The 26,496-nt window shown below is 58.1% G+C and carries 29 protein-coding genes; 12 read left to right on the plus strand and 17 right to left on the minus strand.

Annotated features, from left to right (window positions below; genetic code table 11):
* Positions 1-6 precede the first annotated feature (6 nt).
* The 3 genes from secF to M989_RS19005 all read left to right on the plus strand — a co-directional run bounded on the left by secF (position 7) and on the right by M989_RS19005 (position 1,833).
* Positions 7-978 (plus strand): protein translocase subunit SecF, encoded by a 972-nt coding sequence (gene secF, locus M989_RS18995; protein ID WP_064547857.1) that lies wholly within the window; start codon positions 7-9, stop codon positions 976-978.
* Positions 979-1,093: 115 nt separating this feature from the next.
* A complete protein-coding gene (gene yajD, locus M989_RS19000; protein WP_035895149.1) occupies positions 1,094-1,441 on the plus strand; it encodes an HNH nuclease YajD in 348 nt (115 codons plus the stop codon).
* A 302-nt stretch (positions 1,442-1,743) separates the two neighbouring features.
* Positions 1,744-1,833 carry a type I toxin-antitoxin system toxin Ldr family protein gene (locus M989_RS19005; protein ID WP_064547859.1) on the plus strand — a complete coding sequence of 30 codons (90 nt, stop codon included), beginning with the start codon at positions 1,744-1,746 and terminating at the stop codon, positions 1,831-1,833.
* Between the two features lie 105 nt (positions 1,834-1,938).
* On the opposite strand, the gene M989_RS19010 is transcribed toward M989_RS19005, so the two are convergent.
* Both M989_RS19010 and M989_RS19015 read right to left on the minus strand, forming a co-directional pair.
* The gene (locus tag M989_RS19010; protein WP_064547861.1) at positions 1,939-2,802 is read right to left on the minus strand and encodes a nucleoside-specific channel-forming protein Tsx; all 864 of its coding nucleotides are present in this window, start codon (positions 2,800-2,802) and stop codon (positions 1,939-1,941) included.
* Positions 2,803-3,096: 294 nt separating this feature from the next.
* Positions 3,097-3,639, minus strand: a complete 543-nt coding sequence (locus M989_RS19015; RefSeq protein WP_064547863.1) for a SadB/YajI family lipoprotein — start codon at positions 3,637-3,639, stop codon at positions 3,097-3,099.
* A 155-nt stretch (positions 3,640-3,794) separates the two neighbouring features.
* On the opposite strand from M989_RS19015, the gene nrdR reads away from it, so the two are divergent.
* The 6 genes from nrdR to pgpA all read left to right on the plus strand — a co-directional run bounded on the left by nrdR (position 3,795) and on the right by pgpA (position 7,879).
* A complete protein-coding gene (gene nrdR, locus M989_RS19020) occupies positions 3,795-4,244 on the plus strand; it encodes a transcriptional regulator NrdR (RefSeq protein ID WP_061282153.1) in 450 nt (149 codons plus the stop codon).
* Between the two features lie 3 nt (positions 4,245-4,247).
* Complete coding sequence (gene ribD, locus M989_RS19025) at positions 4,248-5,351, plus strand: bifunctional diaminohydroxyphosphoribosylaminopyrimidine deaminase/5-amino-6-(5-phosphoribosylamino)uracil reductase RibD (RefSeq protein ID WP_064547864.1); 1,104 nt, start codon at positions 4,248-4,250, stop codon at positions 5,349-5,351.
* Between the two features lie 85 nt (positions 5,352-5,436).
* Positions 5,437-5,907, plus strand: coding sequence for a 6,7-dimethyl-8-ribityllumazine synthase (gene ribH, locus M989_RS19030; RefSeq protein WP_001021161.1), 471 nt, complete (start codon positions 5,437-5,439; stop codon positions 5,905-5,907).
* A gap of 19 nt (positions 5,908-5,926) precedes the next feature.
* A complete protein-coding gene (gene nusB / locus M989_RS19035; protein WP_064547866.1) occupies positions 5,927-6,346 on the plus strand; it encodes a transcription antitermination factor NusB in 420 nt (139 codons plus the stop codon).
* 74 nt (positions 6,347-6,420) lie between these two features.
* Positions 6,421-7,401, plus strand: a complete 981-nt coding sequence (gene thiL / locus M989_RS19040) for a thiamine-phosphate kinase (RefSeq protein WP_064547868.1) — start codon at positions 6,421-6,423, stop codon at positions 7,399-7,401.
* Positions 7,388-7,879, plus strand: coding sequence for a phosphatidylglycerophosphatase A (gene pgpA / locus M989_RS19045; protein WP_245191275.1), 492 nt, complete (start codon positions 7,388-7,390; stop codon positions 7,877-7,879). The genes thiL and pgpA overlap by 14 nt, the downstream gene beginning before the upstream one ends.
* A gap of 101 nt (positions 7,880-7,980) precedes the next feature.
* Here pgpA and M989_RS19050 read toward each other — a convergent pair whose 3' ends face one another.
* The 4 genes from M989_RS19050 to xseB form a co-directional block, all read right to left on the minus strand.
* Entirely contained in the window at positions 7,981-8,955 is a 975-nt protein-coding gene (locus M989_RS19050; protein ID WP_064547872.1) for an aldo/keto reductase, read from the minus strand.
* 63 nt (positions 8,956-9,018) lie between these two features.
* Positions 9,019-10,881 (minus strand): 1-deoxy-D-xylulose-5-phosphate synthase, encoded by a 1,863-nt coding sequence (dxs, locus tag M989_RS19055; RefSeq protein ID WP_064547873.1) that lies wholly within the window; start codon positions 10,879-10,881, stop codon positions 9,019-9,021.
* A gap of 18 nt (positions 10,882-10,899) precedes the next feature.
* The gene (ispA, locus tag M989_RS19060; RefSeq protein ID WP_064547875.1) at positions 10,900-11,799 is read right to left on the minus strand and encodes a (2E,6E)-farnesyl diphosphate synthase; all 900 of its coding nucleotides are present in this window, start codon (positions 11,797-11,799) and stop codon (positions 10,900-10,902) included.
* Entirely contained in the window at positions 11,800-12,042 is a 243-nt protein-coding gene (gene xseB / locus M989_RS19065; protein WP_064547877.1) for an exodeoxyribonuclease VII small subunit, read from the minus strand.
* 190 nt (positions 12,043-12,232) lie between these two features.
* On the opposite strand from xseB, the gene thiI reads away from it, so the two are divergent.
* On the plus strand, positions 12,233-13,681 hold the full coding sequence (gene thiI, locus M989_RS19070) for a tRNA uracil 4-sulfurtransferase ThiI (protein WP_064547879.1): 1,449 nt from the start codon (positions 12,233-12,235) through the stop codon (positions 13,679-13,681).
* 79 nt (positions 13,682-13,760) lie between these two features.
* On the opposite strand, the gene yajL is transcribed toward thiI, so the two are convergent.
* Both yajL and panE read right to left on the minus strand, forming a co-directional pair.
* Positions 13,761-14,354, minus strand: coding sequence for a protein deglycase YajL (yajL, locus tag M989_RS19075; RefSeq protein ID WP_064547881.1), 594 nt, complete (start codon positions 14,352-14,354; stop codon positions 13,761-13,763).
* Positions 14,317-15,228, minus strand: a complete 912-nt coding sequence (gene panE / locus M989_RS19080; protein ID WP_064547883.1) for a 2-dehydropantoate 2-reductase — start codon at positions 15,226-15,228, stop codon at positions 14,317-14,319. Before panE ends, yajL begins: the two co-directional genes overlap by 38 nt.
* A gap of 166 nt (positions 15,229-15,394) precedes the next feature.
* On the opposite strand from panE, the gene M989_RS19085 reads away from it, so the two are divergent.
* Positions 15,395-15,886, plus strand: coding sequence for a YajQ family cyclic di-GMP-binding protein (locus M989_RS19085; RefSeq protein ID WP_064547885.1), 492 nt, complete (start codon positions 15,395-15,397; stop codon positions 15,884-15,886).
* Positions 15,887-15,928: 42 nt separating this feature from the next.
* Here the strand turns inward: M989_RS19085 and M989_RS19090 are convergent, their stop codons facing one another.
* From M989_RS19090 to M989_RS19125, 8 genes are all read right to left on the minus strand, one after another.
* The gene (locus M989_RS19090) at positions 15,929-17,293 is read right to left on the minus strand and encodes an MFS transporter (protein ID WP_064547887.1); all 1,365 of its coding nucleotides are present in this window, start codon (positions 17,291-17,293) and stop codon (positions 15,929-15,931) included.
* A 156-nt stretch (positions 17,294-17,449) separates the two neighbouring features.
* On the minus strand, positions 17,450-18,460 hold the full coding sequence (locus tag M989_RS19095; protein ID WP_064547889.1) for a Gfo/Idh/MocA family protein: 1,011 nt from the start codon (positions 18,458-18,460) through the stop codon (positions 17,450-17,452).
* A complete protein-coding gene (locus M989_RS19100) occupies positions 18,457-19,821 on the minus strand; it encodes an MFS transporter (RefSeq protein ID WP_064547891.1) in 1,365 nt (454 codons plus the stop codon). The genes M989_RS19095 and M989_RS19100 overlap by 4 nt, the downstream gene beginning before the upstream one ends.
* 13 nt (positions 19,822-19,834) lie before the next feature.
* Positions 19,835-20,638 carry a sugar phosphate isomerase/epimerase family protein gene (locus M989_RS19105; RefSeq protein ID WP_064547893.1) on the minus strand — a complete coding sequence of 268 codons (804 nt, stop codon included), beginning with the start codon at positions 20,636-20,638 and terminating at the stop codon, positions 19,835-19,837.
* A gap of 75 nt (positions 20,639-20,713) precedes the next feature.
* Positions 20,714-22,408, minus strand: a complete 1,695-nt coding sequence (locus tag M989_RS19110; protein ID WP_064547895.1) for an FAD-dependent oxidoreductase — start codon at positions 22,406-22,408, stop codon at positions 20,714-20,716.
* Positions 22,409-22,418: 10 nt separating this feature from the next.
* A complete protein-coding gene (locus M989_RS19115) occupies positions 22,419-22,739 on the minus strand; it encodes an NIPSNAP family protein (protein WP_064547897.1) in 321 nt (106 codons plus the stop codon).
* Complete coding sequence (locus M989_RS19120; protein ID WP_064547899.1) at positions 22,736-24,430, minus strand: FAD-dependent oxidoreductase; 1,695 nt, start codon at positions 24,428-24,430, stop codon at positions 22,736-22,738. The genes M989_RS19115 and M989_RS19120 overlap by 4 nt, the downstream gene beginning before the upstream one ends.
* On the minus strand, positions 24,427-25,248 hold the full coding sequence (locus M989_RS19125; protein WP_064547901.1) for a shikimate dehydrogenase family protein: 822 nt from the start codon (positions 25,246-25,248) through the stop codon (positions 24,427-24,429). The genes M989_RS19120 and M989_RS19125 overlap by 4 nt, the downstream gene beginning before the upstream one ends.
* A 152-nt stretch (positions 25,249-25,400) precedes the next feature.
* Between M989_RS19125 and M989_RS19130 the strand changes: the two genes are divergently transcribed.
* The gene (locus M989_RS19130; protein ID WP_064547903.1) at positions 25,401-26,159 is read left to right on the plus strand and encodes an IclR family transcriptional regulator domain-containing protein; all 759 of its coding nucleotides are present in this window, start codon (positions 25,401-25,403) and stop codon (positions 26,157-26,159) included.
* A 76-nt stretch (positions 26,160-26,235) separates the two neighbouring features.
* On the opposite strand, the gene M989_RS19135 is transcribed toward M989_RS19130, so the two are convergent.
* Positions 26,236-26,391 (minus strand): Hok/Gef family protein, encoded by a 156-nt coding sequence (locus M989_RS19135; RefSeq protein WP_064547905.1) that lies wholly within the window; start codon positions 26,389-26,391, stop codon positions 26,236-26,238.
* Between the last annotated feature and the right edge of the window lie 105 nt (positions 26,392-26,496).

A 26,496-nucleotide genomic window follows, 5' to 3' on the forward strand; every position in this document is an offset into this window, starting at 1 on the left:
TGCGTTGTGGCACAGGAATATACTGTTGAACAATTGAACCACGGCCGTAAAGTCTATGACTTTATGCGCTGGGACTTCTGGGCTTTCGGCATCTCGGGTTTCCTGCTGATTGCGGCCATCATCGTGATGGGCGTACGCGGGTTTAACTGGGGTCTCGATTTCACCGGCGGTACGGTCATTGAGATCACGCTGGAAAAACCGGCTGATATGGACGTGATGCGCGATGCGCTGGAGAAAGCGGGCTTTGTTGACCCGCTGCTGCAAAACTTCGGCAGCAGCCACGACATTATGGTACGTATGCCGCCGACTGAAGGTGCAGACGGCGGGCAGGTGCTGGGTAGTAAGGTGCTGAGTGTGATTAACGAATCCACCAACCAGAACGCCGCCGTGAAACGTATCGAATTCGTCGGGCCAAGCGTGGGGGCCGATCTGGCGCAAACCGGTGCGATGGCGCTGCTGGTGGCGCTGATTTCCATCCTGGTGTACGTCGGTTTCCGCTTTGAGTGGCGACTGGCGGCGGGCGTGGTTATCGCGCTGGCGCACGACGTGATCATCACCTTAGGGATCCTGTCGTTGTTCCATATCGAGATTGACCTGACGATCGTTGCATCGCTGATGTCGGTCATCGGTTACTCGCTCAACGATAGTATCGTGGTATCGGACCGTATTCGTGAAAACTTCCGCAAAATTCGTCGCGGGACGCCTTACGAAATCTTTAACGTGTCGCTGACCCAGACGCTGCACCGTACGTTGATTACCTCCGGTACGACGTTAGTGGTAATTCTGATGCTGTACCTCTTCGGTGGTCCGGTACTGGAAGGCTTCTCGCTGACGATGCTGATCGGTGTCTCCATCGGTACCGCTTCGTCTATCTACGTAGCATCGGCGCTGGCGCTGAAGCTGGGTATGAAGCGCGAGCATATGCTGCAGCAGAAAGTTGAGAAGGAAGGGGCGGATCAGCCGTCCATTCTGCCGTAAGCTGACGCTGTCAGGATGCTGATAAAAGCCGTAACGCCGTAGGGTGTTGCGGCTTTTTTATTGCGCCTTTAGACTGGGACATTCCCTTACTTTTATTACTACATACCGGGTCATTATGGCTATCATCCCTAAAAACTACGTGCGGCTGGAAAGCGGCTACCGTGAAAAAGCGCTGAAACTGTTTCCGTGGGTCTGCGGGCGTTGCTCGCGTGAGTTTGTCTACTCCAACCTGCGTGAGCTGACGGTCCATCATATGGATCACGACCATACCAATAACCCGGAAGACGGTAGCAACTGGGAGTTGCTGTGCCTGTTCTGCCACGATCACGAGCACTCAAAATACACCGAGGCGGATCAGTACGGTTCGACGGTGGTCGCCGGGGAAGATGCGCAGAAAGACGTGGGCGAGGCGACCTATAACCCGTTTGCCGATCTGAAAGCGATGCTGAATAAAAAGAAATAAGCGCTGGGCGCTGTAACGCATACATCGTCACTGGAATCCCGATCGCAAGGTCGGGATTTTTTCGTTTTAAAGTCATGCGGATAACAGCGAGAGGCGTAGAATTAGCGACAAGCCGGGTTTACCCGGTGAGGCGCAATGTTGCGGGGGCTTGATCCCCGGTGGCCTTGTCGCTGGAAAGAGAAAACCCCCGCACATTGTTCGGTATTCACCGGCAACATAACGGGGGCAATCCTATCTCTAGACAAGTTGAGGATAGCCGCGAACCGTTGCCATTGCAACCAAGGCGGCACCAAGGCGGCTGTATGACGCTCACGGAAGTTTGCATTATTGTCTGGCACGACCTGGCAGCACCAACGCTGGTCGGTATTGCGACGGGTCTGTTTTTAGGCTAGTGGCATAGTCAGAGATAAGGCGAGGTGGGCGAACCTGCCGCCCGCATGGCAGCATGCGTCCGAAACGGGCCAGAGGGAAACCTCTGGCCTTTTTTGTTAGCGGGATTAGAAGTTATAACCCACGACCAGGTAACCACCCCAGCCGGTTGATTTCGCGCTGAAATCACCTTCGCCCCAGTTCAGGGTATTGCCACCTTGCCACTGGCCGCCGTTATGGAAGTAACGGGCGACAACGGAGTAGTGCCAGTGATCGTAGTTCAACGCCAGAATGTGGCTGGAGGCGATGGAGTTGCTGGTACGGTTCGGTTCGTCGCCCAGATCGGAGCCCCAGTCGAAGTTGGTGAAACCGATGTAGCTCAGCTTACCGCCCCACAGGTCGGTAATCGGTACAAAGTATTTCACTTTGAAGCGGTAGCCGTCCCACTCGTTTTCGTTCGCCGCACCGTAGTTCTGCCACTGGTATTTCGCATACACGTTCAGGGACAGGCCCATCGGCAGACCGGTATCGATATCGGTACCCAGACCCATGTACCAGGTGCTCTGGCGGCTGGCTTTGTTGTCACCCATATCGTAGATGTAGTTGTTGGCGAAGTACCACTCTTTGAACGGGCCGAAGCTCAGGTCTGCGCCGGTCAGCTTATCAATAGAGAAGCGCGGTTCGATTTCCATAAACAGCGGAGAACCGTCGGACCAGATACCTTTATCGTTACCGTTACCCCAGTCGAAGGTTTTCGGAATATCGATGTAGCCGTAGAAGTCTAACCAATCTTTCTTCGCAAACGCTTCATACTCGAGGTAGACGTCGTTGTTCAGCTTCGGAGAGAAGCGGGTGTGGTAGCTTCCTACCACGTTTACGCTCTGGTGCCACCAGTCAGAGACATACTGCGGCTGAGAGTCGCCTGCTGCGTTAGCAGTGAAAGATGCGGAGAGCGCCAGCGCGGCACCGGCTGCCAGTAATGTTTTTTTCATATTTATGCCACTAATAAAAAAATTCGAAAGAGAGTGATTTTTATCACCGAAGTTTTTCTAAATGTTTCGTGTTTCTGCGAGCCTATTATATGAATCCTTGCTCACGAAAATCAGTCGCACTTCACACATTTTTCAAATGCGTAATCGATTGCGTTCACGTTTGCGTAGTTTAGACGCGGCGATTGTACTGATGGGGTGAATTATTGCAAATGTTTACATACAGAAAATGTGGGCAAGAGAGGGCGCGTTGGGGGCGGTGTCGGCACTGGAACGGCACAGTGCCGATAAGCGAGATTACTGCGCGTTGGCGGGTTGAACGTCGTGAATGCGTACAAAGCCCAGTTGCTCTGGCGTCACGCCGTTAAGCTGCAGTGGAATATCGACGTCGCTTGGCGCCAGCACGCTGGCCGGGGCGGAGAACAGCTGATTTTGCACGTTCACTTCCTCATACTGCTCGGTGGTGCCCTGGATCTGTCCCCATTCCACGGTGCCGGTGAAGGCCGGCAGCGGCGTGTTGGACTCGCCGGAGATGCGCAACGTCAGCGCCGTGCCCTGAGCGTTGGCGGCAACGTTACGCAATGACATGCGCAACGTGCCTATCTGGCTATCCAGGCGGGCAGGGGTATTGGCCCCCGGCAACAGATATACGCCCTTCGTCGATTTGGCGTTCAGCGCATTTTGCTGGGTGATTTTCACCGTTTCTTTGTTAAGCTGCGTCATCTCGCTGCTCAGCGCGCTAATGCTTTGATGCATTTGCTTCACTTCCGACTGCTGCGCGCAGGCGCTCAGGCTGACGAGGCTTCCCAGCAGGGCAATTCTTAGGTAACGTCTTGTCATTCTGTCTGTTCCTTCTTTTCGGGATAACGCAATGGTAGCGTGCAATAGGGCTGATGGCATCGATCCATTGTCTCAAAAACATGCCGCCTTTGTTGTCTTCGCAGTTCAGGGTAAAATAGATTCCATTACACTCACCCTCATCGTCAGGACGTCGTATGCACTGCCCATTCTGTTTCGCCGTAGACACTAAAGTGATTGACTCCCGTCTTGTGGGAGAAGGCTCTTCCGTTCGCCGCCGTCGGCAATGCCTGGTGTGCAACGAACGCTTCACGACCTTTGAGGTTGCGGAGCTGGTGATGCCGCGCGTGGTAAAAAGCAATGACGTGCGCGAACCGTTTAATGAAGACAAACTGCGCAGCGGTATGCTGAGAGCGCTGGAAAAGCGCCCGGTGAGCGCCGATGACGTAGAAATGGCGATTAACCATATTAAATCGCATCTGCGCGCCACCGGTGAGCGCGAAGTGCCGAGCAAACTGTTGGGGAATCTGGTGATGGAACAGCTGAAAAAGCTGGATAAAGTCGCCTATATTCGCTTTGCCTCTGTCTACCGCAGCTTTGAAGATATCAAAGAGTTTGGCGAAGAGATCGCCCGCTTACAGGACTAAGCTATGCACGATGAAATGTACATGGCGCGCGCGCTTAAACTGGCGGCGCGCGGGCGATTTACCACCCATCCCAACCCACGCGTCGGCTGCGTGATTGTCAATCAGGGCGAAATTGTCGGCGAAGGTTTTCACTATCGCGCCGGTGAGCCGCACGCCGAAGTGCACGCGCTGCGTATGGCGGGTGAAAAGGCCAAAGGCGCCACTGCTTACGTCACGCTGGAACCGTGCAGCCACCATGGCCGTACGCCGCCGTGCTGCGATGCGTTAATTGCCACGGGTGTCTCGCGCGTGGTTGCCGCCATGCAGGATCCTAACCCGCAGGTGGCGGGCCGTGGTCTCTATCGCCTGCAGCAGGCGGGTATTGAGGTCAGCCATGGGCTGATGATGAGCGAGGCCGAAGCGTTGAACAAAGGCTTCCTCAAGCGGATGCGTACCGGTTTCCCGTACGTACAGCTCAAACTCGGTGCATCGCTCGATGGGCGTACGGCGATGGCCAGCGGCGAAAGTCAGTGGATTACCTCGCCGCAGGCGCGTCGCGATGTGCAGCGCCTGCGCGCCGAAAGCCACGCTATTTTAACCAGCAGCGCCACGGTGCTGGCCGACGACCCGGCGCTGACCGTGCGCTGGGACGAACTGAGCGCAGAAACACAGGCAAACTACTCGCAGGAAAATCTGCGTCAGCCGCTGCGCATTGTGATTGATAGCGGCAATCGCGTGACGCCTGAGCATCGCATCGTGCATCAGCCCGGCGAAACGCTATTTGCGCGTACCGTGGAAGATACCCGCAACTGGCCCGACGGCGTACAGACGCTGAAAGTGCCGGAGCATAACGGCCATCTCGATCTGGTGCTAATGATGATGCAGCTGGGCAAACAGCAGATTAACAGCATCTGGGTGGAGGCGGGGCCAACGCTAGCCGGCGCGCTGATTCAGGCGGGGCTGGTGGACGAGCTTATCGTCTATATCGCGCCTAAACTGTTAGGGAACGATGCGCGCGGATTATGTGTGCTGCCGGGGCTTGAGAAACTGGCCGATGCCCCCCATTTCAAATTCAACGAGATACGTCAGGTAGGACCGGATGTCTGCCTGCATTTAACGGCTGCGTGAGGCTTTCCGAATTAGAGGAAGCAGCGCCCAGAATATTATGATAAAATCCGCCCCCCTGCGGGGCAAATGAACCCAAAGGAACAGTATGAACATTATTGAAGCTAACGTTGCTACCCCGGACGCTCGCGTCGCCATCACCATCGCGCGTTTCAACAACTTTATCAATGACAGCCTGCTGGAAGGCGCTATCGACGCCCTGAAGCGTATTGGTCAGGTTAAAGATGAAAACATCACCGTTGTTTGGGTTCCAGGTGCTTATGAACTGCCTCTGGCGGCTGGCGCACTGGCGAAAACCGGTAAATACGATGCGGTGATCGCGCTGGGTACGGTTATCCGTGGCGGTACTGCTCACTTCGAATATGTTGCTGGCGGGGCAAGCAATGGCCTGGCGCACGTCGCTCAGGACAGCGAAATCCCGGTAGCCTTTGGTGTTCTGACCACCGAAAGTATTGAACAAGCCATCGAACGCGCTGGCACAAAAGCCGGTAACAAAGGTGCTGAAGCAGCACTGACCGCGCTTGAAATGATTAATGTATTGAAAGCCATCAAGGCCTGATTTTTGTAAGGGGAAATCCGTGAAACCTGCTGCTCGTCGCCGCGCCCGTGAGTGTGCCGTCCAGGCGCTTTACTCCTGGCAGTTGTCCCAGAACGACATCGCCGATGTTGAATACCAGTTCCTGGCGGAACAAGACGTGAAAGACGTTGACGTCCTGTACTTCCGTGAACTGCTGTCCGGGGTGGCGACTAACAGCGCGTACCTCGACGGATTGATGAAGCCATACCTGTCCCGTCTGCTCGACGAGCTGGGCCAGGTGGAAAAAGCCGTACTGCGTATTGCACTGTTTGAACTGTCAAAACGTGACGATGTGCCGTACAAAGTGGCCATCAACGAAGCCATCGAGCTGGCGAAAACCTTCGGCGCTGAAGACAGCCACAAGTTTGTCAACGGCGTGCTGGATAAAGCCGCTCCTGCTATTCGTCCCCACAAAAAGTAATCTCCAGGCCGGTGCGCGGGTGGCTTAACGTCATCCCCCCGGCCTTGTTTTATCCTTCTGCTGAGGCATAACGTATGGCATGCGGCGAATTTTCCCTGATTGCCCGTTATTTTGACCGAGTACGAAACGCCCGTCTCGATGTCGACACCGGAATCGGCGACGACTGCGCGTTACTCACTATTCCCGAAAAACAGACGCTGGCTATCAGCACCGACACGCTGGTGGCGGGCAACCATTTTCTCCCCGATATCGATCCGGCCGATCTGGCCTATAAAGCGCTGGCGGTGAACGTGAGCGATCTCGCGGCCATGGGCGCGGATCCGGCGTGGCTGACGCTGGCGCTGACCCTTCCTGCGGTTGATGAAGACTGGCTGCAGGCGTTCAGCGACAGTCTGTTTGACCAATTAAGCTACTACGATATGCAGCTGATTGGCGGCGATACCACCAAAGGGCCGCTGTCGATGACGCTGGGTATTCACGGTTATGTGCCGGTAGGCCGGGCGCTGAAGCGCTCGGGCGCGAAGCCGGGCGACTGGATCTACGTTACCGGCACGCCGGGCGATAGCGCCGCCGGGCTGGCGCTGATTCTCAACCAGCTGGTGATTGAGAACCCTGAAGATGCGGCGTATCTGCGTCAGCGTCATCTGCGCCCGACGCCGCGCGTGCTGCAAGGGCAGGCGCTGCGCGATCTGGCCAGTTCGGCAATCGATCTTTCCGACGGGCTGATCTCCGATTTGGGGCATATCCTTAAGGCAAGCGGCGGCCTCGGCGCGCGGATCGATTTAGATGCTATGCCGTACTCTGAAGCGTTGCGTCGCCATGTTTCAACCGGGCAGGCCTGTCGTTGGGCGCTATCCGGCGGTGAAGATTATGAGCTCTGCTTTACCGTGCCGGAGCTGAATCGCGGTGCGCTGGAAGTGGCGCTGGGCCAACTGGGTACACCGTTTACCTGCATCGGGCAGATTAGCGCCGATGTTGAAGGCATGCATTTCACACAGGATGGGAAGACGGTCACGCTGGACTGGAAGGGGTACGATCACTTTGGCCAAGAATGATATCGCAAAAAGCCGCCTGAACTTGCGCAACCCGTGGCACCTGCTGGCAACCGGCTTCGGCAGCGGCTTGAGCCCGATTGTACCGGGAACGATGGGCTCGATTGCCGCCATTCCGTTCTGGTATCTGCTGACCTTTTTACCGCTGCAAATTTATTCGCTGGTGGTGATGTTCGGCATCTGCATCGGTGTGTACATCTGTCGTCGCACGGCGCGTGATATGGGGACGCATGACCACGGCAGTATCGTTTGGGATGAGTTTATCGGGATGTGGATTACCCTGATGGCGATCCCGGCGATGACCTGGCAGTGGGTGCTGGCGGGGTTCGTGGTATTCCGTATTTTTGATATGTGGAAACCCTGGCCGATCCGCTGGTTTGACCGTAACGTCCACGGCGGGATGGGGATTATGATCGACGATATCGTCGCCGGGGTCATTTCGGCCGCGATATTGTATGTCGTGGGGCATCACATCTTGTGAGGGATGACCCTCCCCCCCAGAGGAGTCGGTGAAAAACCGGCTCCGTAAGGTTCCCTCGACCCTTTGGGAAGAGGGTTAGGGTGGGGGGGGGCTCCTGCACCTTACTTAAACCCGACCACCGGATGCGGCTGATACGGCGCTTCTAGTGACGCAATTTGTTCTGGCGTCAGCGTAATATCCACCGCGTTCAACAATTCATCCAACTGATCCTCGCGCGATGCGCCGATAATCGGCGCCGCTACGCCCGGTTTGCTCAACAGCCACGCCAGCGCCGTTTGCGCCCGGCTAGCCTCGACCTCTTCGGCCACGCGTTCCAGTTCACCGGCAATCTGCTCATCGTTCTCTTCGGTAGTGCTATAAAGGCTTTTACCAAACTCATCGGACACCAGCCGTGCGGTGGTTTCGCCCCACGGTCGCGTCAGGCGTCCGCGCGCCAGCGGGCTCCATGGGATCACCGCCACGCCTTCCTGGGCACACAGCGGCAGCATATCGCGCTCTTCTTCCCGGTAAATCAGGTTGTAGTGATCCTGCATAGTGACAAACGGCGCCCAACCGTTGGCCTTCTGTAGCGCCAGCGCGTGGGCAAACTGACGGGCATGCATGGAAGACGCGCCAATAAAGCGCGCTTTACCGGATTTCACCACCTCATCCAGCGCTGAAAGCGTCTCTTCAATGGGTGTACGGTAGTCCCAGCGGTGGATTTGCAGCAGGTCGACGTAGTCCATGCCCAGGCGGCGCAGGCTGTCATCTATTGAGCGGAGAATTTGCGCGCGGGAGAGGCCTTCTTCCAGGTCGCCGACCTGATGGTAAACCTTCGTCGCCACGACCACGTCCTCGCGGCGGGCGAAGTCGCGCAGCGCGCGGCCAACAATCTCTTCACTGCTGCCGTCAGAGTAGCTATTGGCGGTGTCGAAAAAGTTGATGCCGCCTTCCAGCGCGCGTTGGATAATCGGGCGGCTGCTGTCTTCCGGCAGCGTCCAGGCGTGTTTACCCCGATCCGGCTCGCCAAACGTCATACAGCCCAGGCAAAGACGAGAGACCCGAAGGCCGGTGTGTCCTAACGTATCGTATTGCATGATTCAGCTCCTGCTAGCGGGTAAGAGGTTTACCTTTAAGCATAGCAGGAGCCGTGGGGAGGATTATGCTAGCCAGGCCGCGATCTTCGCTTCGATGCCCGCGGCGTCGAGGCCGAGCTCGGCGTGCATCTCTTCCTGAGTCCCCTGAGGAATGAAGAAATCAGGCAGGCCGATATTGAGCACCGGCACCGGCTTGCGATGCGCCATCAGCACTTCGTTCACGCCGCTGCCCGCGCCGCCCATGATGGCGTTTTCTTCCAGCGTCACCAGCGATTCGTGGCGCGCGGCCATCTCCAGAATCAGACTTTCATCCAGCGGCTTCACAAAGCGCATGTCGACAAGCGTTGCATTGAGCTTCTCGGCGACCGTTTCAGCCTGCGCAAGCAGGGTTCCGAAGTTGAGGATCGCCAGCTTTTCGCCTTCGCGTTTCACCACGCCTTTACCGAGCGGCAGTTTCTCAAGCGGCTGCAGTTCCGCGCCGGTACCGCAACCGCGCGGATAGCGCACCGCGCTTGGCCCCTCGCCGTAGTGATAGCCGGTGTACAGCATCTGGCGGCACTCGTTTTCATCGCTTGGCGTCATGATAACCATGTCCGGGATGCAGCGCAGATAGGAGAGATCGAACGCCCCCTGGTGCGTCTGCCCGTCGGCGCCAACGATGCCCGCCCGGTCGATCGCAAACAGGACCGGCAGCTTCTGAATCGCCACGTCGTGGATCACCTGATCGTAGGCGCGCTGCAGGAAAGTGGAGTAGATCGCTACGACAGGCTTATTGCCGCCAATCGCCAGCCCGGCGGCGAAGGTGACCGCATGCTGCTCGGCGATCGCCACGTCAAAATATTGATCCGGATACTTTTTCGAAAACTCGACCATGCCGGAGCCTTCGCGCATCGCCGGGGTAACCGCCATCAGCTTGCTGTCTTTGGCTGCGGTTTCACACAGCCAGTCGCCAAAGATTTTGGAGTATGACGGCAGGCCGCCGCTGCTTTTTGGCAGCTTGCCGCTGGTGTGGTCAAACTTTGGCACCGCGTGGAAAGTAATCGGGTCTTTCTCTGCGGGCTCATAGCCGCGGCCTTTCTTGGTCATAATATGCAGGAACTGCGGGCCTTTCAGGTCGCGCATGTTTTTTAGCGTATTGACCAGCCCCAGCACGTCGTGGCCGTCCACCGGCCCGATGTAGTTAAAGCCCAGCTCTTCAAACAGCGTGCCGGGCACCACCATGCCTTTGATATGTTCTTCGGTACGCTTGAGCAGCTCTTTAATCGGCGGCACGCCGGAGAAGACTTTTTTACCGCCTTCACGCAGCGAGGAGTAGAGCTTTCCGGAGAGCAGCTGCGCCAGATGGTTGTTCAGCGCGCCGACGTTCTCGGAAATCGACATTTCGTTGTCGTTCAGCACCACCAGCATATCCGGTTTGATATCACCCGCGTGGTTCATCGCTTCAAACGCCATTCCGGCGGTGATCGCGCCATCGCCAATCACGCAAACGGTACGACGCTGCTTGTTCTCTCTGCCTGCCGCAACGGCGACGCCGATCCCGGCGGAAATGGAGGTGGAAGAGTGGCCGACGCTCAGCACGTCGTATTCGCTCTCACCGCGCCATGGGAACGGGTGCAGGCCGCCTTTCTGGCGGATGGTGCCAATTTTGTCGCGACGGCCGGTCAGAATTTTGTGCGGATAAGCCTGGTGACCGACGTCCCAGATAAGCTGGTCGAACGGCGTGTTATAGACGTAGTGCAGCGCCACGGTGAGCTCCACCGTGCCAAGCCCGGAGGCGAAGTGTCCGCTGGAACGGCTCACGCTGTCGAGCAGGTAACGACGTAGCTCGTCACACAGCTTCGGCAGGCTCTCTTTTGGCAGCAGGCGCAATTCCTGAGTGGAATCGACCAGCGCCAGGGTCGGGTATTTGGCAATATCAAAACTCATCTGAGACTCATTTATTGTTTATTTGTCGCGCAGGATGATGTAGTTCGCTAGCGCTTCCAGTGCTGTGGTATCCAGTGATTGTGCGGCCAGTTGCTCTAGCGACTGGCGAGCCTCAGCGATGAGGTCACTGGCTTTGTTCCGGGCTTGCTCAAGGCCCAGTAGTGCCGGATAGGTGCTCTTGCCGAGCTGCTGGTCGGCACCCTGGCGCTTTCCGAGGGTCGCAGTATCGCCCACCACATCCAGAATGTCATCCTGAACCTGGAACGCCAGACCGATGCTTTCGGCATACTTGTCCAGCAGCGGCAGCGCCTGACGCCCCTGTTCACCCGCGCTGAGCGCCCCCAGGCGCACGGCAGCGCGAATCAACGCGCCGGTTTTATGGCGATGAATGCGTTCCAGCATTTCCAGATTAACCTGTTGCCCTTCGGCTTCCAGATCCAGCGCCTGACCTCCGCACATGCCCGCCGCGCCGCTGGCGCTTGCCAGCTCGGAGAGCATCGCCAGACGATCGCGGTCAGAGACCTCATTCATCGGCGCATCACTGAGTATAGAAAACGCCAGCGTTTGCAGCGCGTCACCGGCCAGAATGGCGCTCGCCTCACCAAATTTAATATGGCAGGTCGGCTGACCACGGCGCAGATCGTCGTCGTCCATCGCTGGCAGATCGTCGTGCATCAGCGAATAGGCGTGGATGCACTCGACCGCCGCAGCGGGCGCGTCCAGCGTGGCGATGCTCACGCCGAACATCTGCCCGGTGGCGTACACGAGGAACGGGCGCAGACGTTTACCGCCTAAGAGTGCGCCATATTGCATCGCTTCGACCAGTGGAGTGTTCTGAAACGGCAGCGGTGCGATAAAACGGCGCAGCGCGTCGTTTGCCTGGGTGACGCAGGCATCCAGCTGTTGCGAAAAATCCATTTATTCAGCGTCCGGCGTGAAAGGTGTTAAGGGAGCATCTTCGTTATCGGCCAACAGAATCTGCACGCGTTGTTCCGCCTGCTGCAGTTTGCTCTGCCCCTGACGTGCCAGTTGGACGCCGCGTTCGAACTCGTTCAGCGCCTCTTCCAGCGGCAGAGAACCGCTTTCCAGACGATTAACTATTTGCTCCAGCTCGGTTAACGCGGTTTCGAAACTGGCCGGGGCTGCATTTTTCTTTGGCATAGTGGATGTTTGGCTCTTGTTATGTCGCGACTGCGTCTATGGTAACGGAGTCTGAGTGTGAAGCAAATAACACGCAATGGTCAGCGGGATGATGGTATACTCCGCGTCCTGGACGTAGCGACCGCTGGTACGCTGCGATACATCTTTTTGCTCAAAGCCCTGTCGGGCTTGCCAACGAACCATTGCCGCCATGAAGTTTATCATTAAATTGTTCCCGGAAATCACCATCAAAAGCCAATCTGTGCGTTTGCGCTTTATTAAAATTTTAACCGGGAACATTCGTAACGTTCTTAAACACTACGATGAAACGCTCGCCGTCGTTCGTCACTGGGATCACATCGAAGTTCGCGCAAAAGATGAGAACCAGCGTCTGGTTATCCGCGACGCTCTGACGCGCATTCCGGGGATTCACCATATCCTCGAAGTGGAAGACGTGCCGTTCACCTCCCTGCACGATATTTTCGAGCAGACGCTGCCGCTGTGGCGCGAAGCGCTGGAAAACAAAACCTTCTGCGTGCGGGTTAAACGTCGCGGTAAGCACGAATTCACCTCCATTGAGGTTGAGCGTTATGTGGGCGGCGGTCTGAACCAGCATATTGAAACGGCGCGCGTGAAGTTGACCGACCCGGATGTGACCGTCAATCTCGAAATCGAGAACGATCGTCTGCTGCTGGTAAAAGGGCGTTATGAAGGTATTGGCGGTTTCCCGATTGGCACCCAGGAAGACGTGTTGTCGCTGATCTCCGGTGGTTTCGACTCCGGCGTTTCCAGCTATATGCTGATGCGTCGCGGCTGCCGCGTACACTACTGCTTCTTTAACCTTGGCGGCGCGGCGCATGAAATCGGCGTTCGTCAGGTTGCGCACTACCTGTGGAACCGCTTCGGCAGTTCGCATCGCGTGCGTTTTGTGGCGATCAACTTCGAACCGGTGGTGGGCGAAATTCTCGAGAAAGTCGACGACGGCCAGATGGGCGTGGTGCTCAAGCGTATGATGGTGCGTGCGGCGTCGAAAGTGGCTGAACGCTACGGCGTGCAGGCGCTGGTGACCGGTGAAGCGCTTGGCCAGGTTTCCAGCCAGACGCTGACCAACCTGCGTCTGATCGACAACGTTTCTGATACCCTGATTCTGCGTCCGCTGATTTCGCACGATAAAGAGCACATCATCAATCTGGCGCGTGAAATCGGTACCGAAGATTTTGCCCGTACCATGCCGGAATACTGCGGCGTGATCTCAAAAAGCCCGACCATCAAAGCGGTGAAGGCGAAAATCGAAGCCGAAGAAGAGAACTTCGACTTTGCGATCCTCGACAAAGTGGTGGCAGAGGCGAACAACGTTGATATCCGCGAAATCGCCCAGCAGACCCAGCAAGAGGTGGTGGAAGTGGAAACCGTCAGCGGCTTTAGCGCCAACGACGTGATTCTTGATATCCGCTCCGTTGATGAGCAGGACGACAAACCGCTGAAAGTAGAGGGCGTAGAAGTGGCCTCGCTGCCGTTCTATAAACTCAGCACCCAGTTTGGCGACCTTGATCGCAGCAAAACCTATCTGCTGTGGTGCGAGCGTGGCGTGATGAGCCGTCTGCAGGCGCTGTATCTGCGCGAACAGGGCTTTGAAAACGTGAAGGTTTACCGTCCATAAATAAAAAAACCGGCCTGGCCGGTTTTTTTATATCGGGTTATCTGTCGGCCGGATAAGGTGTTGATACCACCATCCGGCGTTACCCTTCGTAGTAGTTATAAATCCCTGCCGCCATCACCAGCTGTGATGCCACTTCATACGCCTTTTCGCGCCCGACCAGCAGGTCAATAATCTTCAGGCCAAAATCAATGGATGTTCCTGGCCCCTGGCTGGTGAGGAGATTGACGCGCGGATCCCACGCGACGCGTCTATCCATCCACTGATCTGCCGGGATTTTATCTTTCAGCGCCGGGAAGCCGGTCATATTACCGATGGGGAAAATATCATGCGGCACGAGGACGGTCGCCGCTGCCGCACAGATAGCGGCAACGATACGCCCGGAGAGATGAAACTGCCTCACCGTTTCGACCAGCAGCGGGCTGTCGCGAAAGCACTCCGCGCCCTTAATGCCGCCAGGCAGGATAATGATATCGAAATCGTCGTCCGCCACTTCCACCAGCGGGGCGTCGGCCAGCAGCTTCACGCCGCGCGAGCAGGTAATCGTCAGGTTGCCGTCGCTGGCGACGCTGGCGGTGGTGACCTGAATACCGCCACGCACTAATAAATCGATAGTGGTGACGGCTTCCATCTCTTCACTACCAGGTGCGAGGCAAATCAGTGCCGACGCGCTCATATTCACTCTCCTTACGTTTAACCAGTTCATACAGGCGGGTATTTTCCGGCACGGGGATGCCGTGCGCTCGCGCGCGTTTGAGCAGAAAACCGGTAATGTAGTCGATTTCCGTATGACGCAACGCGCGGATATCCTGCAGCATCGATGAGATATTTTCTGCTGTCAGGTCAATCACCTGGTTCACATAAAATAACAGACTTTCCGGAGAGGTATGAAATCCTTCCCGCGTCATGGTCTGCGCAACCTCTTCACAGATAAGGGCAATTTGCTCCTGATGGCCGCGCAGATCGCCGTTCGGGCAGTTCATCAGCGCGGTGAGCGGGTTAATGACGCAGTTGACCGCCAGCTTGCGCCACATGGCGGAGTGAATGTTATCGTGCCAGGCCACGTCTGGCAGGACGTTCTGCAGGGTTTCCGCCAGCTGGCTGTAGTCGGCGTCGTAGCGTTTGGCCGGGCCGATATGGGTGGTACCGTTGGCCACGTGAACGATCACGTTCCCGTCGCGCCGCGCGGCCTGCGTGGTGGCGCCAAGCAGAATCGGCTGCTTGAGGTCGTTCAGCTCCAGCAGAGTGCCCATACCGTTATGAATCAGCAAAATAGGCGTAGTTTGTGGGAGACGTGAAGCCAGGGCTCTGACCGCATCGGAAACTTGCCAGGCCTTGAGTGTGACCAGCAGTAAATCGCTTTGCGCCAGAAAATCAGGATCGTTGGCCGTCAACGATTGGTTAAACTCACTGCCGTCCAGCTCTATCAGATTGACGCTACAGTAGGGCTGAGGTACACGTAGCCATCCTTGTACTTCAAATCCTTTTTTGTAGAGCGCCGTCATCCATAGCTGACCCAGCGCGCCACATCCCAATACTGTTATTTTCAAACATCCTCCTTACCACACCAGATGTTGCTGGTATGTCATACTTCACGCTGATGACCCGAATGAGTGTGAGTATAGCGCTATCCACTGAGCTTCCGGGGATAACAAGTTGAGTTATGCCGCGTTGCAGGTATTATGCAACGCAAAAGAAACTAAGGGAGGGGAAAAGATGCCATCTTTCGATATTGTCTCTGAAGTTGATCTTCAGGAAGCGCGCAACGGTGTGGATAACGCGGCCCGTGAGGTTGAATCGCGTTTCGATTTTCGCGGTGTAGAAGCGAAAATTGAGCTGAATGAAGCCAATAAAACCATTAAGGTGCTGAGCGAGTCTGATTTCCAGGTGAACCAGCTGCTGGATATCCTGCGCGCCAAGCTGCTGAAGCGCGGCATTGAAGGCGCATCTCTCGATGTGCCGGAAGAGTTTGTGCACAGCGGTAAGACCTGGTTTGTCGAAGCTAAGCTGAAGCAGGGCATCGAAAGCGCGGTGCAGAAGAAAATCGTCAAGCTGATTAAAGACAGCAAGCTGAAGGTGCAGGCGCAAATTCAGGGCGAAGAGATTCGCGTGACCGGGAAATCCCGCGACGACCTGCAGTCGGTGATGGCGCTGGTGCGCGGCGGCGATCTCGGCCAGCCGTTCCAGTTTAAAAACTTCCGCGACTAACGGCGAAAGTACGGCCCACACCGTGGTGTGGGCCGATGCCGTTTAATGGGCGGCAATCACCTGTTCTACTTCAAAGCGGTTAGTGACTTTGCTGTCGATTTTCACGTAGGCCGAGTGTTCATCGGCTACCACCAGCACTTCTTTCACCCCGTCCGTCGCCAGCAGGCGTTCACGTAGCGCATCGTCCGCGGCAACGTCTTGCGGTATCTCGACGCGCAGGCTGCTGACGTACTGCGGTTCCTGCATGGTCATCGAGACCAGCAGCCAGACCGTCGCCAGCAGCGCGCCGGCGAGGAACACCGTTTGTGAATCAAACAGGCCGTCAATCCAGCCGCCGAGCGAGCCGCCAATGGCGACGCCTAAGAACTGGCTGGTGGAATAAATACCCATTGCCGTGCCTTTATAGCCCGCCGGCGCCTCTTTGCTGATAAGCGACGGCAGCAGCGCTTCCATCAGGTTGAAGGCGAGGAAGAAAATCTGCACGCCCGCCACCAGTTCCCAGAAATAGTTTCCGGAGCCCCAGAGCACAATTTCAGCAATCAGCAGCAGGGCAATGCACAGCACGAACACGCGCTTCATGCGGCGCTTTACTTCCGCGTAGATGATAAACGGCACCACCGCGATAAACGACACCACCATGGTCACCAGGTAAATTTTCCAGTGCTCGGCGGCCGGAAAGCCCGCCGACTCTAGCTGCCCCGGCAGGGCGACAAAGGTGGACATCAGCAGAATGTGCAGACACATGATGCCGAAATTGAGCTTCAGCAGCCTGGGCTCCATCAGCACCTTGCTGAAGCAACCCTTGACCATGCCGGATTCGCGGTTGAGCACGTGGTTTTTACTGTCCGGTACGACCCACAGCGTGAGCAGAATACCCAGCGTTGCCAGCCCGGCAATCATCCAGAACAGGGCGTGCAGGCCGAGTTTATGCGTAATTATCGGCCCCAGCACCATCGCAATGGCGAAGGTCACGCCGAAGCTGACGCCGATAAACGCCATCGCTTTGGTGCGGTTTTGTTCGCGGGTCAGGTCGGAAAGCAGCGCCATCACCGCGGCGGCAATCGCCCCGGAGCCTTGTAAGGCGCGGCCAAGAATAATGCCCCAGATGGAGTCGGACATCGCGGCAATCACGCTGCCCAGCACAAAAATCGCCAGTCCGCCGACGATCAGCGGTTTGCGGCCAACGCGGTCCGAAATCAGCCCGAAGGGAATCTGAAAAACCGCCTGTGCCAGGCCATAAATGCCAATAGCCAGGCCGATTAACGCCTCGCTGGCGCCCTGCAATGCCATGCCGTATGTGGTCAGAACCGGAAGGACCATAAACATACCGAGCATACGCAAAGAAAATACGGTCCCTAAACCCCAGGTGGCGCGTAACTCACCCGGCGTCATTTTGTAATCGTTCATTTCCACCTCTATATAAAAGCTGGGAGTAGTGTAGTGCGGGGAGAGGGAAGGGTAAACAGAGGGTTAATTAACAAATATTACATTATTGAATCATTTGTGCGGAATAGCAGCATGAATGATAACCCGGCGGCGTGGAGCCACCGGGTCAGGCTCCGGTCAGGCCGCCTGCTGGCGGATTGCGTCGATCACCTCCAGCGAGCGTAACGCATCCGCCGCATCAATGATTGGCGTCGCTTCTCCGCGAATCACCTGCAGGAAATGACGTAGCTGCAAAATAAACGGATCGATGGGCTCGACGGCCAGCGTCTCCTGCAACAGCGGAGCGTGCCAGCCGTTCTGCTCGCCGTAGCGCCACCAGCGCATCTGCGGAACCGCCAGCGCGCCCTTGCTGCCGGAAATCAGATAGCAGTTTTCCGGGGTATGCGCGTAGACTGCGTTCTCTGCCGAGTTCATCTCCCAGCTCCACGGGCTGACGCCGCAGTCGCTCAGCACCGCGCTGCCCAGTGCGCCGCAGGCGAAGCGCAGGTTGACCACCGCGCTGTCTTCGTTGGCGAAGCCGCGCCTGGCGTTGCTGGTCATCGCCTGAACATCGTCGATCTCGCCCAGCAGATAACGCAGCAGATCGATATCGTGCACCAGATTTACCAGCAGCGGCCCGGCCCCCGGTTCCCGTCGCCAGGCAACATCGAAGTAGTCGTCCGGTTTTTGCAGGATCCAGTGCGCTGATACGGCAACGATCTGACCCAGCTCACCGCTGTCGATAAGCGACTTTGCCGCCGCCGTCAGCGCATTGTGCCGACGGTGATGGCCGACCAGTACCGGGACGCCGTGCTGCGTCGCCGCGTCCACCAGTTCTCGTGCACGCGCCGGAGACTCGGCGACCGGTTTCTCAACCAGCACCGGGATCCCCCGCTCCACGCAGGCAATGGCGCACGGCACGTGCAGAGTGTTCGGCGTCGCGTTAATCACGCCCTGCGGTCTGGCCTGATCCAGCATATCGTGAATGTCGGCATACCACGCCACGCCGAGTGATTTTGTCAGCGCCTGCGCCTGTGGCGACGGATCGGCCAGGGCGACCAGCTCGGCCTGCGGCGTTTGATTGATAACCTCAATATGTTTACGTCCGATGGCACCCGCGCCAATGACGGTAAGACGAATACGATTCATGATGGGCTCCGCAGCGTGGTAGGGAGAGATGAGCGAGCGTCGACCGGGCCTGCCGCCCAGTACCCTTTAGCGGCCAGGCCGAGGACGGTCAATGCCGCCGGAATGCCGAGGATCAGGAACACCGATTTAAAATCGAGCCCCAGCGCCAGCATTTCGGCCCCAGCGAAGGCGCTAAGAATGGCGCCGATGCGGCCAACGCCGTGCATCCAACTGGATCCGGTAGCACGGGCCTGCGTGGGATAGAAGCGAGCGGAAAGGGCGTTCATCCCGGTATTCGCGCCGTTCAAACATGCGCCGCTAACGAAGGCCAGCAGGCACAGTAGCGGGAAGTTCACTCCCGCGTAGCCAATCGCCATGGTGAATAATCCGCCCACGGCGAAAATGACGCCCAGCGCCCGATGCGGGTCAATTCGGTCCATCAGCCAGCCGGCAAACAGTGAACCGACGGTGCCGCCCGCCTGATAAATGGCGGTCATGATTGCGGCCTGACTGACGGTCAGGCCAATCTCTTTTACCAGCGTTGGCAACCAGCTGCCGAGGATATAGACCAGGAACAGCCCCATGAAGTAGACCAGCCAAAGCATCAGCGAACCGAACAGGTACTCGCGCGACAGCACAATGCGCATGGCGCTGCTTTGGATCGGCTGCTGCGGCAAAATAAATTGCACGTTTTCACTCACCTGACCGGGGTAAAAACGCTGAAGGATGGCGTGGATCCGCTCGGCGGGCGCCTGCTTGATCACCAGAAAACGCGCGGACTCCGGCAACTTCCAGATAAGAATGGGGGCAAACAGCAGCGGCAGTACGCCACCCAGCGCCATCAGCGAGTGCCAGCCAAACTGCGGGATGAGCCATGATGCGGCAAACCCGCCAATGGCGGCACCGAAGGTGAAACCGCAGAAAATGACGGTGATGATAAACGAGCGTTTGCGCTCAGGGGCGTATTCCGACACCAGCGTGCTCATGTTTGGCATCGCCGCGCCCAGTCCGAGTCCGGTCATAAAGCGGAAAAAGATCATCTGCTCAATGTTCTGGGAAAACGCCGTCGCCACGGTCCAGAAACCGAAGAAAAACACGCTGTTGATGATGATTTTCTTGCGCCCCAGCCAATCTGCGAGCGGGCCGGAGAAAAGCGCGCCTAGCGCAAGGCCGATCAGCGCGGTACTGATGACAAAGCCCAGCTCGTGATTACTGACGCCCCACTCTTGTTTGAGCGTGGGGGCGATAAAACCCATGATGGCGATATCGAAACCGTCCAGCGCGATGACGCAAAAACCAAGGAAAATAACCAGCTTCTGGTAGCGGCTGAGCGGGTTGGAATTGATTAACTCTCTGACATCCAGGCGTTGTGTCTGTGACATAGCGTACTCCTGTTTACAGGAAGGATTGTGCCGCGTTAAACAGCAGCGCTGCGCGTTGTTGTGCTGGTAAAGCTCCCTGAGCCCCGTCCAGCGGGACTTCCAGCGAAACCGGCAGCGTGGGCGGTAATGCCGCCAGCAGGCCGCGCAAATCCAGTTCGCCTTCGCCTGGTACCCGGCGTGCGCAGCGGGCCTGGTAAATCAGTTCTCCGGTGTCTGTGGGGATTCGCGCCGGGGCATCGCACAGCTGCATGTAGTTCAGCTGCTGTGGCGCCAGCGCACGCAACGCGTCCAGTGACTCACCCGCGCGCCAGAAATGGATGGCATCGACCAGGATGCCAACGTTGTGCTGTCCGCTGGCGGCAATCAGCTTCTGCGCGGAGGCGAGCGTCGGAAGATAGGTCCACGGCATCGGCTCCAGGTTCATGGTCAGGCCGTAGGCTTCTCCGGCCTGCGCCAGCCGGGCAAGGTTGTCCGCGCAGCGGTGCAGGTTATCGTCATTGCCGGCTACCAGCACCTGCTGGGCTTCCAGTCGGGCGGCGGTTTCGAGGAACGGACGCAGCGCATCAAGGTTGAAGTCCGGCGTCAGGCGCACAATCTCCACGTCGGAAACGCGTATCCCGGTATCGCGTAGCGCGGCCAGCGTTTCGCGTACCGTCGGCGTATCGCCGAGCATGTCGTAGTCAGGGTCATCAGGCGTTGCGGGCAGCAGACGAATGCCCACGTGGCTATAGCCGGTGAGCGCGGCGATACGCACGTGCTCCGGCGGTGAAACGTCCAGCACGGTGAGTGCTGCTAGCGAGAGGGAACGCATATTCATACAGACTCCAGTACAGTTGCAGGTAAGATTTTTAGTTATGTTTGGCGCCTTTCCCTGGCTAAATGCGTAATTTTTTTAAGATGTTATGTTTGCGGCCAGGTTTTTTCCCACCAGATAACCAAAGGTCATGGCAGGGCCAAGCGTGATGCCGCCGCTGGGGTAGAACCCCTGCATCACGCTCGACATATCGTTACCCACGGCAAATAATCCGGCGATTGGTTGTTGTTCGGCGTCCAGCACGCGCGCCTGTTCATCGGTTTTCAGTCCGCTAAAGGAACCGAGCGAGCCGGGAAGGATTCGCACCGCGTAATACGGCGCCTGTTCCAGCGCACCCAGCGTCGGGCTGGGCTGGTGGCGGGCATCGCCCTGCGCGAGGTTATAGGCCGATGCGCCGCGTTGGAAATCGTCATCGCGAGCCTGACGAGCGAAGTCGTTAAAGCGAGCGACGGTTTCGCTGAGCGCCGACCCGTCGATGCCGCATTTTTGTGCCAGCTCCGCCAGCGTGTTGCCGCTTTGCAGGTAGCCTGTACGCAGCCAGGCTTTTACCGGGAACGGCGTGGGGCGCGCGTGGCCGAGGCCGTAGCGGTGCAGCGCGCGGCTGTCGGCGATGAGCCATGCCGCCGGTTTTTCTCCCTCCGGCGTTGCCTTGAGCAGCGCGGCGATAAAGTCATGATACGAGTCGGCTTCATTGACAAAGCGTTTGCCGTTATCGCGCACCGCGATAAATCCCGGCTTGGCACGTTCAACGAGATGTGGAAACGCCAGCTGTATTCCGCTGGCCAGCGACACGCGGGAGACCGGTGCCCACGCCATGGGGTGCTTAAGCGAGTCGTCAAACTGCCCGCCCACGGTTTCGCCAAGACGAATGCCATCGCCCTGATTGCCCGGCGGCGCGGCGGAGAAGTGACCGTAGCCCTGCGCCGCGTGCGGCACCTGTTCGGCTAATCGCAGCTTGTCGTGCGGGAAACCGCCGCAGGCCAGCACCACCGCGCGAGCGTTAACCTGAATCTCGCCGTCATCGCTACAGAGAACGGCGCCAGTGACGCCGCTGGCGTCCTGTAATAACCGCGTCACCGGTGCGTTGAGCTGAAAACGGACGCTGGCGTCCAGCGCCGAACGCAGCAGGCGCGCCACCAGCGCGTTGCCATTCACCAGATGACGACCACGACCATAACGCAGTCGCTGCCAGCCATGACGGGCAAGGCGTCGAGCGGCATACAGCGCGGATCGCGGTGAGCGCGTCGCGTTAAAAAAGTGCGCCATATCCGCGCCGCCCGCGATGCCCATCCCGGCCAGGCTGATGGTCTCCAGCGGCGGCCGCAGCCGGTGCAACCAGTCGCCCAGCTCGCGGGCATCATAGGGTTGAGCGGTCACCGAGCGACCGCCGTTGGCGAAGCCGTGGCTATTGTGAAAATCCGGCATTTTACTGCCGGAGAGGAACTGGACGGCGGTACGGCGACGGAAAAACTCCACCATCTCCGGCCCATAGCGCAAGAAAGTCCGCAGGCGCGCATCGGCCGGACGCCCCTCCAGCTCGGCCTGTAGATAGGCCAGCGGCGCGGTATCATCCTCGATAATACCTTCTTCGCGGGCGAGCGGATTTTGCGGGATCCACAGCCAGCCGCCGGACCAGGCGCTGGTGCCGCCAATCGTCGACTCTTTTTCGGCTACCAGCACCCGCGCGCCGTGCAGCGCCGCGGTTACGGCGGCAGACAGCCCCGCCGCACCGGAGCCGATAACCAGCATATCCACCTCAACGAGCCTGCTCATGCGCGACTCCTTATTGCAGCGGGGAGAAATCGGTTGGGCGCATCAGCACCGACTCCAGACGTTCAACCGCTGCCAGCTCGCGGTTTTTACGCGAAAAGGTCAGCCAGCGCTCGTCCTGCGCCATACGCGCGCGGCGAACCAGACGGTCGTCCAGGCTCTCGTAGGCCCAGATGTGAACCACCTGATTGACCACGCCGATCTCGGTGAAGAAGAAGCCAATCAGCTTGCCGAGATGTTCGGTCTGCACCGCGTAGGCGTCGCTTTTGTACAGCGCCAGCCAGTCGGCCATCTTCAGCGGGTTGATGGTGTAGGTGCGTTTTTCGTAGATCATGATGCTTCTCCTGAAGTGAGTGGGGATGTGTTGGTCATGTGCAGGGCGGCCAGATAGCCGAACGTGAGCGCCGGGCCAAGGGTAATGCCAGGGCCGGGATAGGTGCCCGCCATCATCGAATCCATATCGTTACCGACGGCGTACAGGCCACCGATAGGCTGACCCTGCTGGTTAATCACCTGCGCGTCGGCGGTGGTGACCAGCCCGCGCGAGGTGCCTAAATCGCCGGTAAAGAGTTTGATGGCATAAAACGGCGCGCTTAATAGCGGCGCGTTACAAGGGTTTGGGCTATGCGCCGCATCGCCCATGGCGCGGTTATAGCTGTTTCCACCCTTGTGAAATTGCGGGTCGCTGCCGTTGGCGGCGTCGCGGTTATAGCGAGCGACGGTGTGTTCAAGCAACTGCGGTTCAAGGCCTAACTGCTGCGCCAGTTCGCCCAGACTCTGCGCCTGATACAGATAACCGGCGCTCACCAGCGCGTCGTTGTTGACCGGTGCCGGGCGCGCCAGCCCCAGGCCATAGCGCTTCATTGCCTGGGCATCGCAGAGCAGATAGCAGGGGGCGTTCTCCGGCTGCTGCTGCATGGCGCTGGCGAAATGATGGTAGGAATTGGATTCATTGACGAAGCGTACGCCGCGCTGGTTGACGGCAATCACGCCCGGCTTGGCGCGGTCGGTCACCAGATGCGGGAAACGCTCCTCGCTGCCGTCCGGACGGCGCAGTACGGAAACCGGCGCCCAGAAAAAGTTCGACGGCAGGTCGGCACCCTGGCGGGCATCCACGCCCAGCCCCAGCTGAAACGCTGCCCCGTCGTTCGTCGCGGGCGACATGGTGTAGTGTTGCTGAGTCGCGGGGCGGAACTGCGGTGCAATACGCCCGGCGGCGAAACCACCGGCCGCCAGCACGACGCCGCGGCGCGCGTGCAGGGTGATTGATTGACCATCGCGCTCAATTTCCACGCCGGTCACGCGGCCATTCTGTTCCGTCAACGATTTCACCGTGACGTTCAGTTTCAGCGTCAGCCCTTTGCGTAGCGCTAGCGTGGCCATACGGGCAATCAGCGCGTTGCCCATTGCCAGACGGGTACCACGGTGATGGCGCAGGCGATCTCGACCGTAGCGCAGTAACAGTTTGGTGCAGTGGCGGAACGAGCGCCACGAGCGACGCATATCGAGAAAATGCTGAATATCGACGCGGTTCACCATCATACCGCCAAACAGCAGCATTCCCGGCGGCGGCGAGCGTAAGGTGGTGAAATGCTCGCCCAACTCGCGACCATCATACTCCACCACTTCCAGCGCGCGGCCTACGTCGACCGCGCCGGGTTCATCCGGGTAGTAGTCCGGCGACAGCGGGCGCAGGCTGTATTTCACCGCGCCTTCCTGCTCGAGAAAAGCCAGCGCTTCGCGACCGGCATTAACGAAGGCCTCAACCATCTCAGGACGATAGTTCGCCTCACCGATGATGGTACGCAGGTAGGTTTTCATCTCGTCAGGGGCCCCGCTTTTTCCTGCAGCACGGGCCTGATCGGTGTCGTTAATCCACACCGCGCCGCCAGAAATTGCCGAGGTGCCGCCAAAGTGCGGCGCTTTTTCCAGCATTAGCACGGAGAGCCCTTTGCAGCAGGCGGTGACGGCGGCGGCAAACCCCGCCGCGCCGCTGCCGATGACGATCACATCCCAGCTTTTCATGCGGCGGCCTCATGCGATGAAGGCATAGCTCCGATGAACTGACCCATGAGTTCCATCTGCGCCAGCGCCATTTCCGGGCCGGTTTGCGTACGGCATCCGCGCTCGTTGGCGAAGGCCAGTAGCGGGGTGATGACGGGGGCCGTAACGACGTCGGCGACGTGGGTGGCCGCGGTTAATGTTTCAAGCAGCGTCGGATCTAACGGCAGCGGATCGAAGCCCGCCATGCCGGCAGGGGAACCGTTGACCAGCAGATCGATCTCCGCCAGTGACGTGGGCAGGGCGGTGAGATGGACGGTTGGGAAGTGGGTGGCAAGGCGATTTTCCAGACGCTGGCGGCTGGCCTCATCGCGGTCATACAAGGCCAGGCTCTGGATACCGGCTTCACACAGCCCCCAGGCGATGGCGCTACCGACGCCGCCGCAGCCGGAAAGCAGGGCGCGTTTGCCCGCGGGCTGGAATCCATGCGCCTGTGCGGCGCGCTGGAAGCCGACACCGTCTAACATATCGCCCTCTAAACGCCCGTCCGCCAACTTACGCACCACGTTAACCGCATTCAGATGGCGGGCGCGGGGGGTCAGGGTATCCAGCAATCCAGCGACGCGCTGTTTATGGGGCACGGTAACCAGAATACTGCTCATGTTGTGCCAGCCGCGCAGGGCGTTCAGATAGTCGGCAACCGCTTCCGGCGCGATATCGACAGGGATCATGACCTTGTCCAGATTCTGACTGGCAAAGTAGTGGTTAAAGTTTTCCGGTGATTTCACCTGGGTAATGGGATGTCCGATAACGGCGACGACCTGAGTAAATCCGCTGACCATAACTCACCTCACTTGTTAACAAACTGTTGCTTGAGTATTTCAATGGATGCGGTGAGCGACAACGCAGAATTCGGACAGGTTGGTTGTTAATCGCACCGACAGTGCGATAATCGCAGTAATTGACTCCATATGTTGCAAAAGTGTGAACAACTATGCAAAACGAGATTCATCAACGCGACCTGATCGTGGGGTTGCAAAAGGGGCTGGCGCTAATCCAGCTTTTCTCAAAGGCAAACCCGCGCTTAACGGTGCCGCAAGCGGCGAAGATGAGCGGGCTGACGCAAAGCGCCGCCCGCCGTTTTTTTCTGACGCTGGTGCATGATGGTTATCTGGCTACCGACGGACGTTATTACTGGTTAACGGCGAAAAACCTCCGCCTGGGGCAGGCGTACGTCGATTCTGCCCAGTTCCCGCGCATGGTGCGGCCGATCGTCGAGTACGTCGCCAGCCGCACCGAGGAACATGCGTCCGTTGGGGTCATTGATGATAACGAGCTGGTCTATATCGCCCGCAGCAAGCATACGCCGTTTAACTCAACCTCTGTGCGGCTTGGTGAACGAGTACCTATTCACTGCACCGCGGGCGGTCGTCTGTGGTTAGCCTCGTTGCCGGAAGCGGAATGTGAGGCTGTGTTGCAGCGTGTGACCCGCGAGCAGCGAACGCCTTACACGGTGACGGATGTACCGACGTTGATGGAGCGTATCGCGCAGGTTCGTCGTCAGGGGTATGCGACCATCGAGCAGGAGTTTGAGATTGGCATGCTGGTGATTGCGGTGCCGCTCGCCGATAGGGAAGGGCTGTATTGGGGAGCGCTGAGTTTGACCAGCCATCAGTCGCGCACGTCGCTGAAAGCATTGTGTCGGGATCATCTTGATTTGCTGTATAGCGCACAGGCGATGCTGGTGGGCTAGTCAGGTGAAAAAATTGGGTGCGTTGAGAATACCTGGCAACATCAAGAGTGGCGGGGATGACTCCCCGTCGGGTCTCTTACTTAACAGATTCGTAGGCTGTGAAGACGGCGACCTCCGTATGACCGCTGCGAATACGGACCGCGCACAGATCTTTGCGCGTGACCAGCACCGACAACACGACGGTAATACAGAGGACGATCAGGGCAACAATCACTACCTTGTTCCGCTTCATAGCCTACTTCTCCTTGACCCGAAGGTCGGTAAGAGGCTAACCTAATGTTGCTACGCATTTAGGGGGCCTCAGATTAATGTTAAGCGTCTTGCCGGACGCTGAATG

Origin of the sequence: Kluyvera georgiana ATCC 51603 (assembly GCF_001654985.1) — a bacterium.
GTDB lineage: Bacteria > Pseudomonadota > Gammaproteobacteria > Enterobacterales > Enterobacteriaceae > Kluyvera > Kluyvera georgiana.

Coding starts and splice junctions, on each gene's coding strand:
- yajD (WP_035895149.1), top strand. CDS start 1,094: ATGGCTATCATCCCTAAAAACTACGTGCGGCTGGAAAGCGGCTACCGT.
- M989_RS19005 (WP_064547859.1), top strand. CDS start 1,744: ATGACGCTCACGGAAGTTTGCATTATTGTCTGGCACGACCTGGCAGCA.
- M989_RS19010 (WP_064547861.1), bottom strand. CDS start 2,802: ATGAAAAAAACATTACTGGCAGCCGGTGCCGCGCTGGCGCTCTCCGCA.
- M989_RS19015 (WP_064547863.1), bottom strand. CDS start 3,639: ATGACAAGACGTTACCTAAGAATTGCCCTGCTGGGAAGCCTCGTCAGC.
- nrdR (WP_061282153.1), top strand. CDS start 3,795: ATGCACTGCCCATTCTGTTTCGCCGTAGACACTAAAGTGATTGACTCC.
- ribD (WP_064547864.1), top strand. CDS start 4,248: ATGCACGATGAAATGTACATGGCGCGCGCGCTTAAACTGGCGGCGCGC.
- ribH (WP_001021161.1), top strand. CDS start 5,437: ATGAACATTATTGAAGCTAACGTTGCTACCCCGGACGCTCGCGTCGCC.
- thiL (WP_064547868.1), top strand. CDS start 6,421: ATGGCATGCGGCGAATTTTCCCTGATTGCCCGTTATTTTGACCGAGTA.
- M989_RS19050 (WP_064547872.1), bottom strand. CDS start 8,955: ATGCAATACGATACGTTAGGACACACCGGCCTTCGGGTCTCTCGTCTT.
- dxs (WP_064547873.1), bottom strand. CDS start 10,881: ATGAGTTTTGATATTGCCAAATACCCGACCCTGGCGCTGGTCGATTCC.
- ispA (WP_064547875.1), bottom strand. CDS start 11,799: ATGGATTTTTCGCAACAGCTGGATGCCTGCGTCACCCAGGCAAACGAC.
- xseB (WP_064547877.1), bottom strand. CDS start 12,042: ATGCCAAAGAAAAATGCAGCCCCGGCCAGTTTCGAAACCGCGTTAACC.
- thiI (WP_064547879.1), top strand. CDS start 12,233: ATGAAGTTTATCATTAAATTGTTCCCGGAAATCACCATCAAAAGCCAA.
- yajL (WP_064547881.1), bottom strand. CDS start 14,354: ATGAGCGCGTCGGCACTGATTTGCCTCGCACCTGGTAGTGAAGAGATG.
- M989_RS19085 (WP_064547885.1), top strand. CDS start 15,395: ATGCCATCTTTCGATATTGTCTCTGAAGTTGATCTTCAGGAAGCGCGC.
- M989_RS19090 (WP_064547887.1), bottom strand. CDS start 17,293: ATGAACGATTACAAAATGACGCCGGGTGAGTTACGCGCCACCTGGGGT.
- M989_RS19095 (WP_064547889.1), bottom strand. CDS start 18,460: ATGAATCGTATTCGTCTTACCGTCATTGGCGCGGGTGCCATCGGACGT.
- M989_RS19100 (WP_064547891.1), bottom strand. CDS start 19,821: ATGTCACAGACACAACGCCTGGATGTCAGAGAGTTAATCAATTCCAAC.
- M989_RS19105 (WP_064547893.1), bottom strand. CDS start 20,638: ATGAATATGCGTTCCCTCTCGCTAGCAGCACTCACCGTGCTGGACGTT.
- M989_RS19110 (WP_064547895.1), bottom strand. CDS start 22,408: ATGAGCAGGCTCGTTGAGGTGGATATGCTGGTTATCGGCTCCGGTGCG.
- M989_RS19115 (WP_064547897.1), bottom strand. CDS start 22,739: ATGATCTACGAAAAACGCACCTACACCATCAACCCGCTGAAGATGGCC.
- M989_RS19120 (WP_064547899.1), bottom strand. CDS start 24,430: ATGAAAAGCTGGGATGTGATCGTCATCGGCAGCGGCGCGGCGGGGTTT.
- M989_RS19125 (WP_064547901.1), bottom strand. CDS start 25,248: ATGGTCAGCGGATTTACTCAGGTCGTCGCCGTTATCGGACATCCCATT.
- M989_RS19130 (WP_064547903.1), top strand. CDS start 25,401: ATGCAAAACGAGATTCATCAACGCGACCTGATCGTGGGGTTGCAAAAG.
- M989_RS19135 (WP_064547905.1), bottom strand. CDS start 26,391: ATGAAGCGGAACAAGGTAGTGATTGTTGCCCTGATCGTCCTCTGTATT.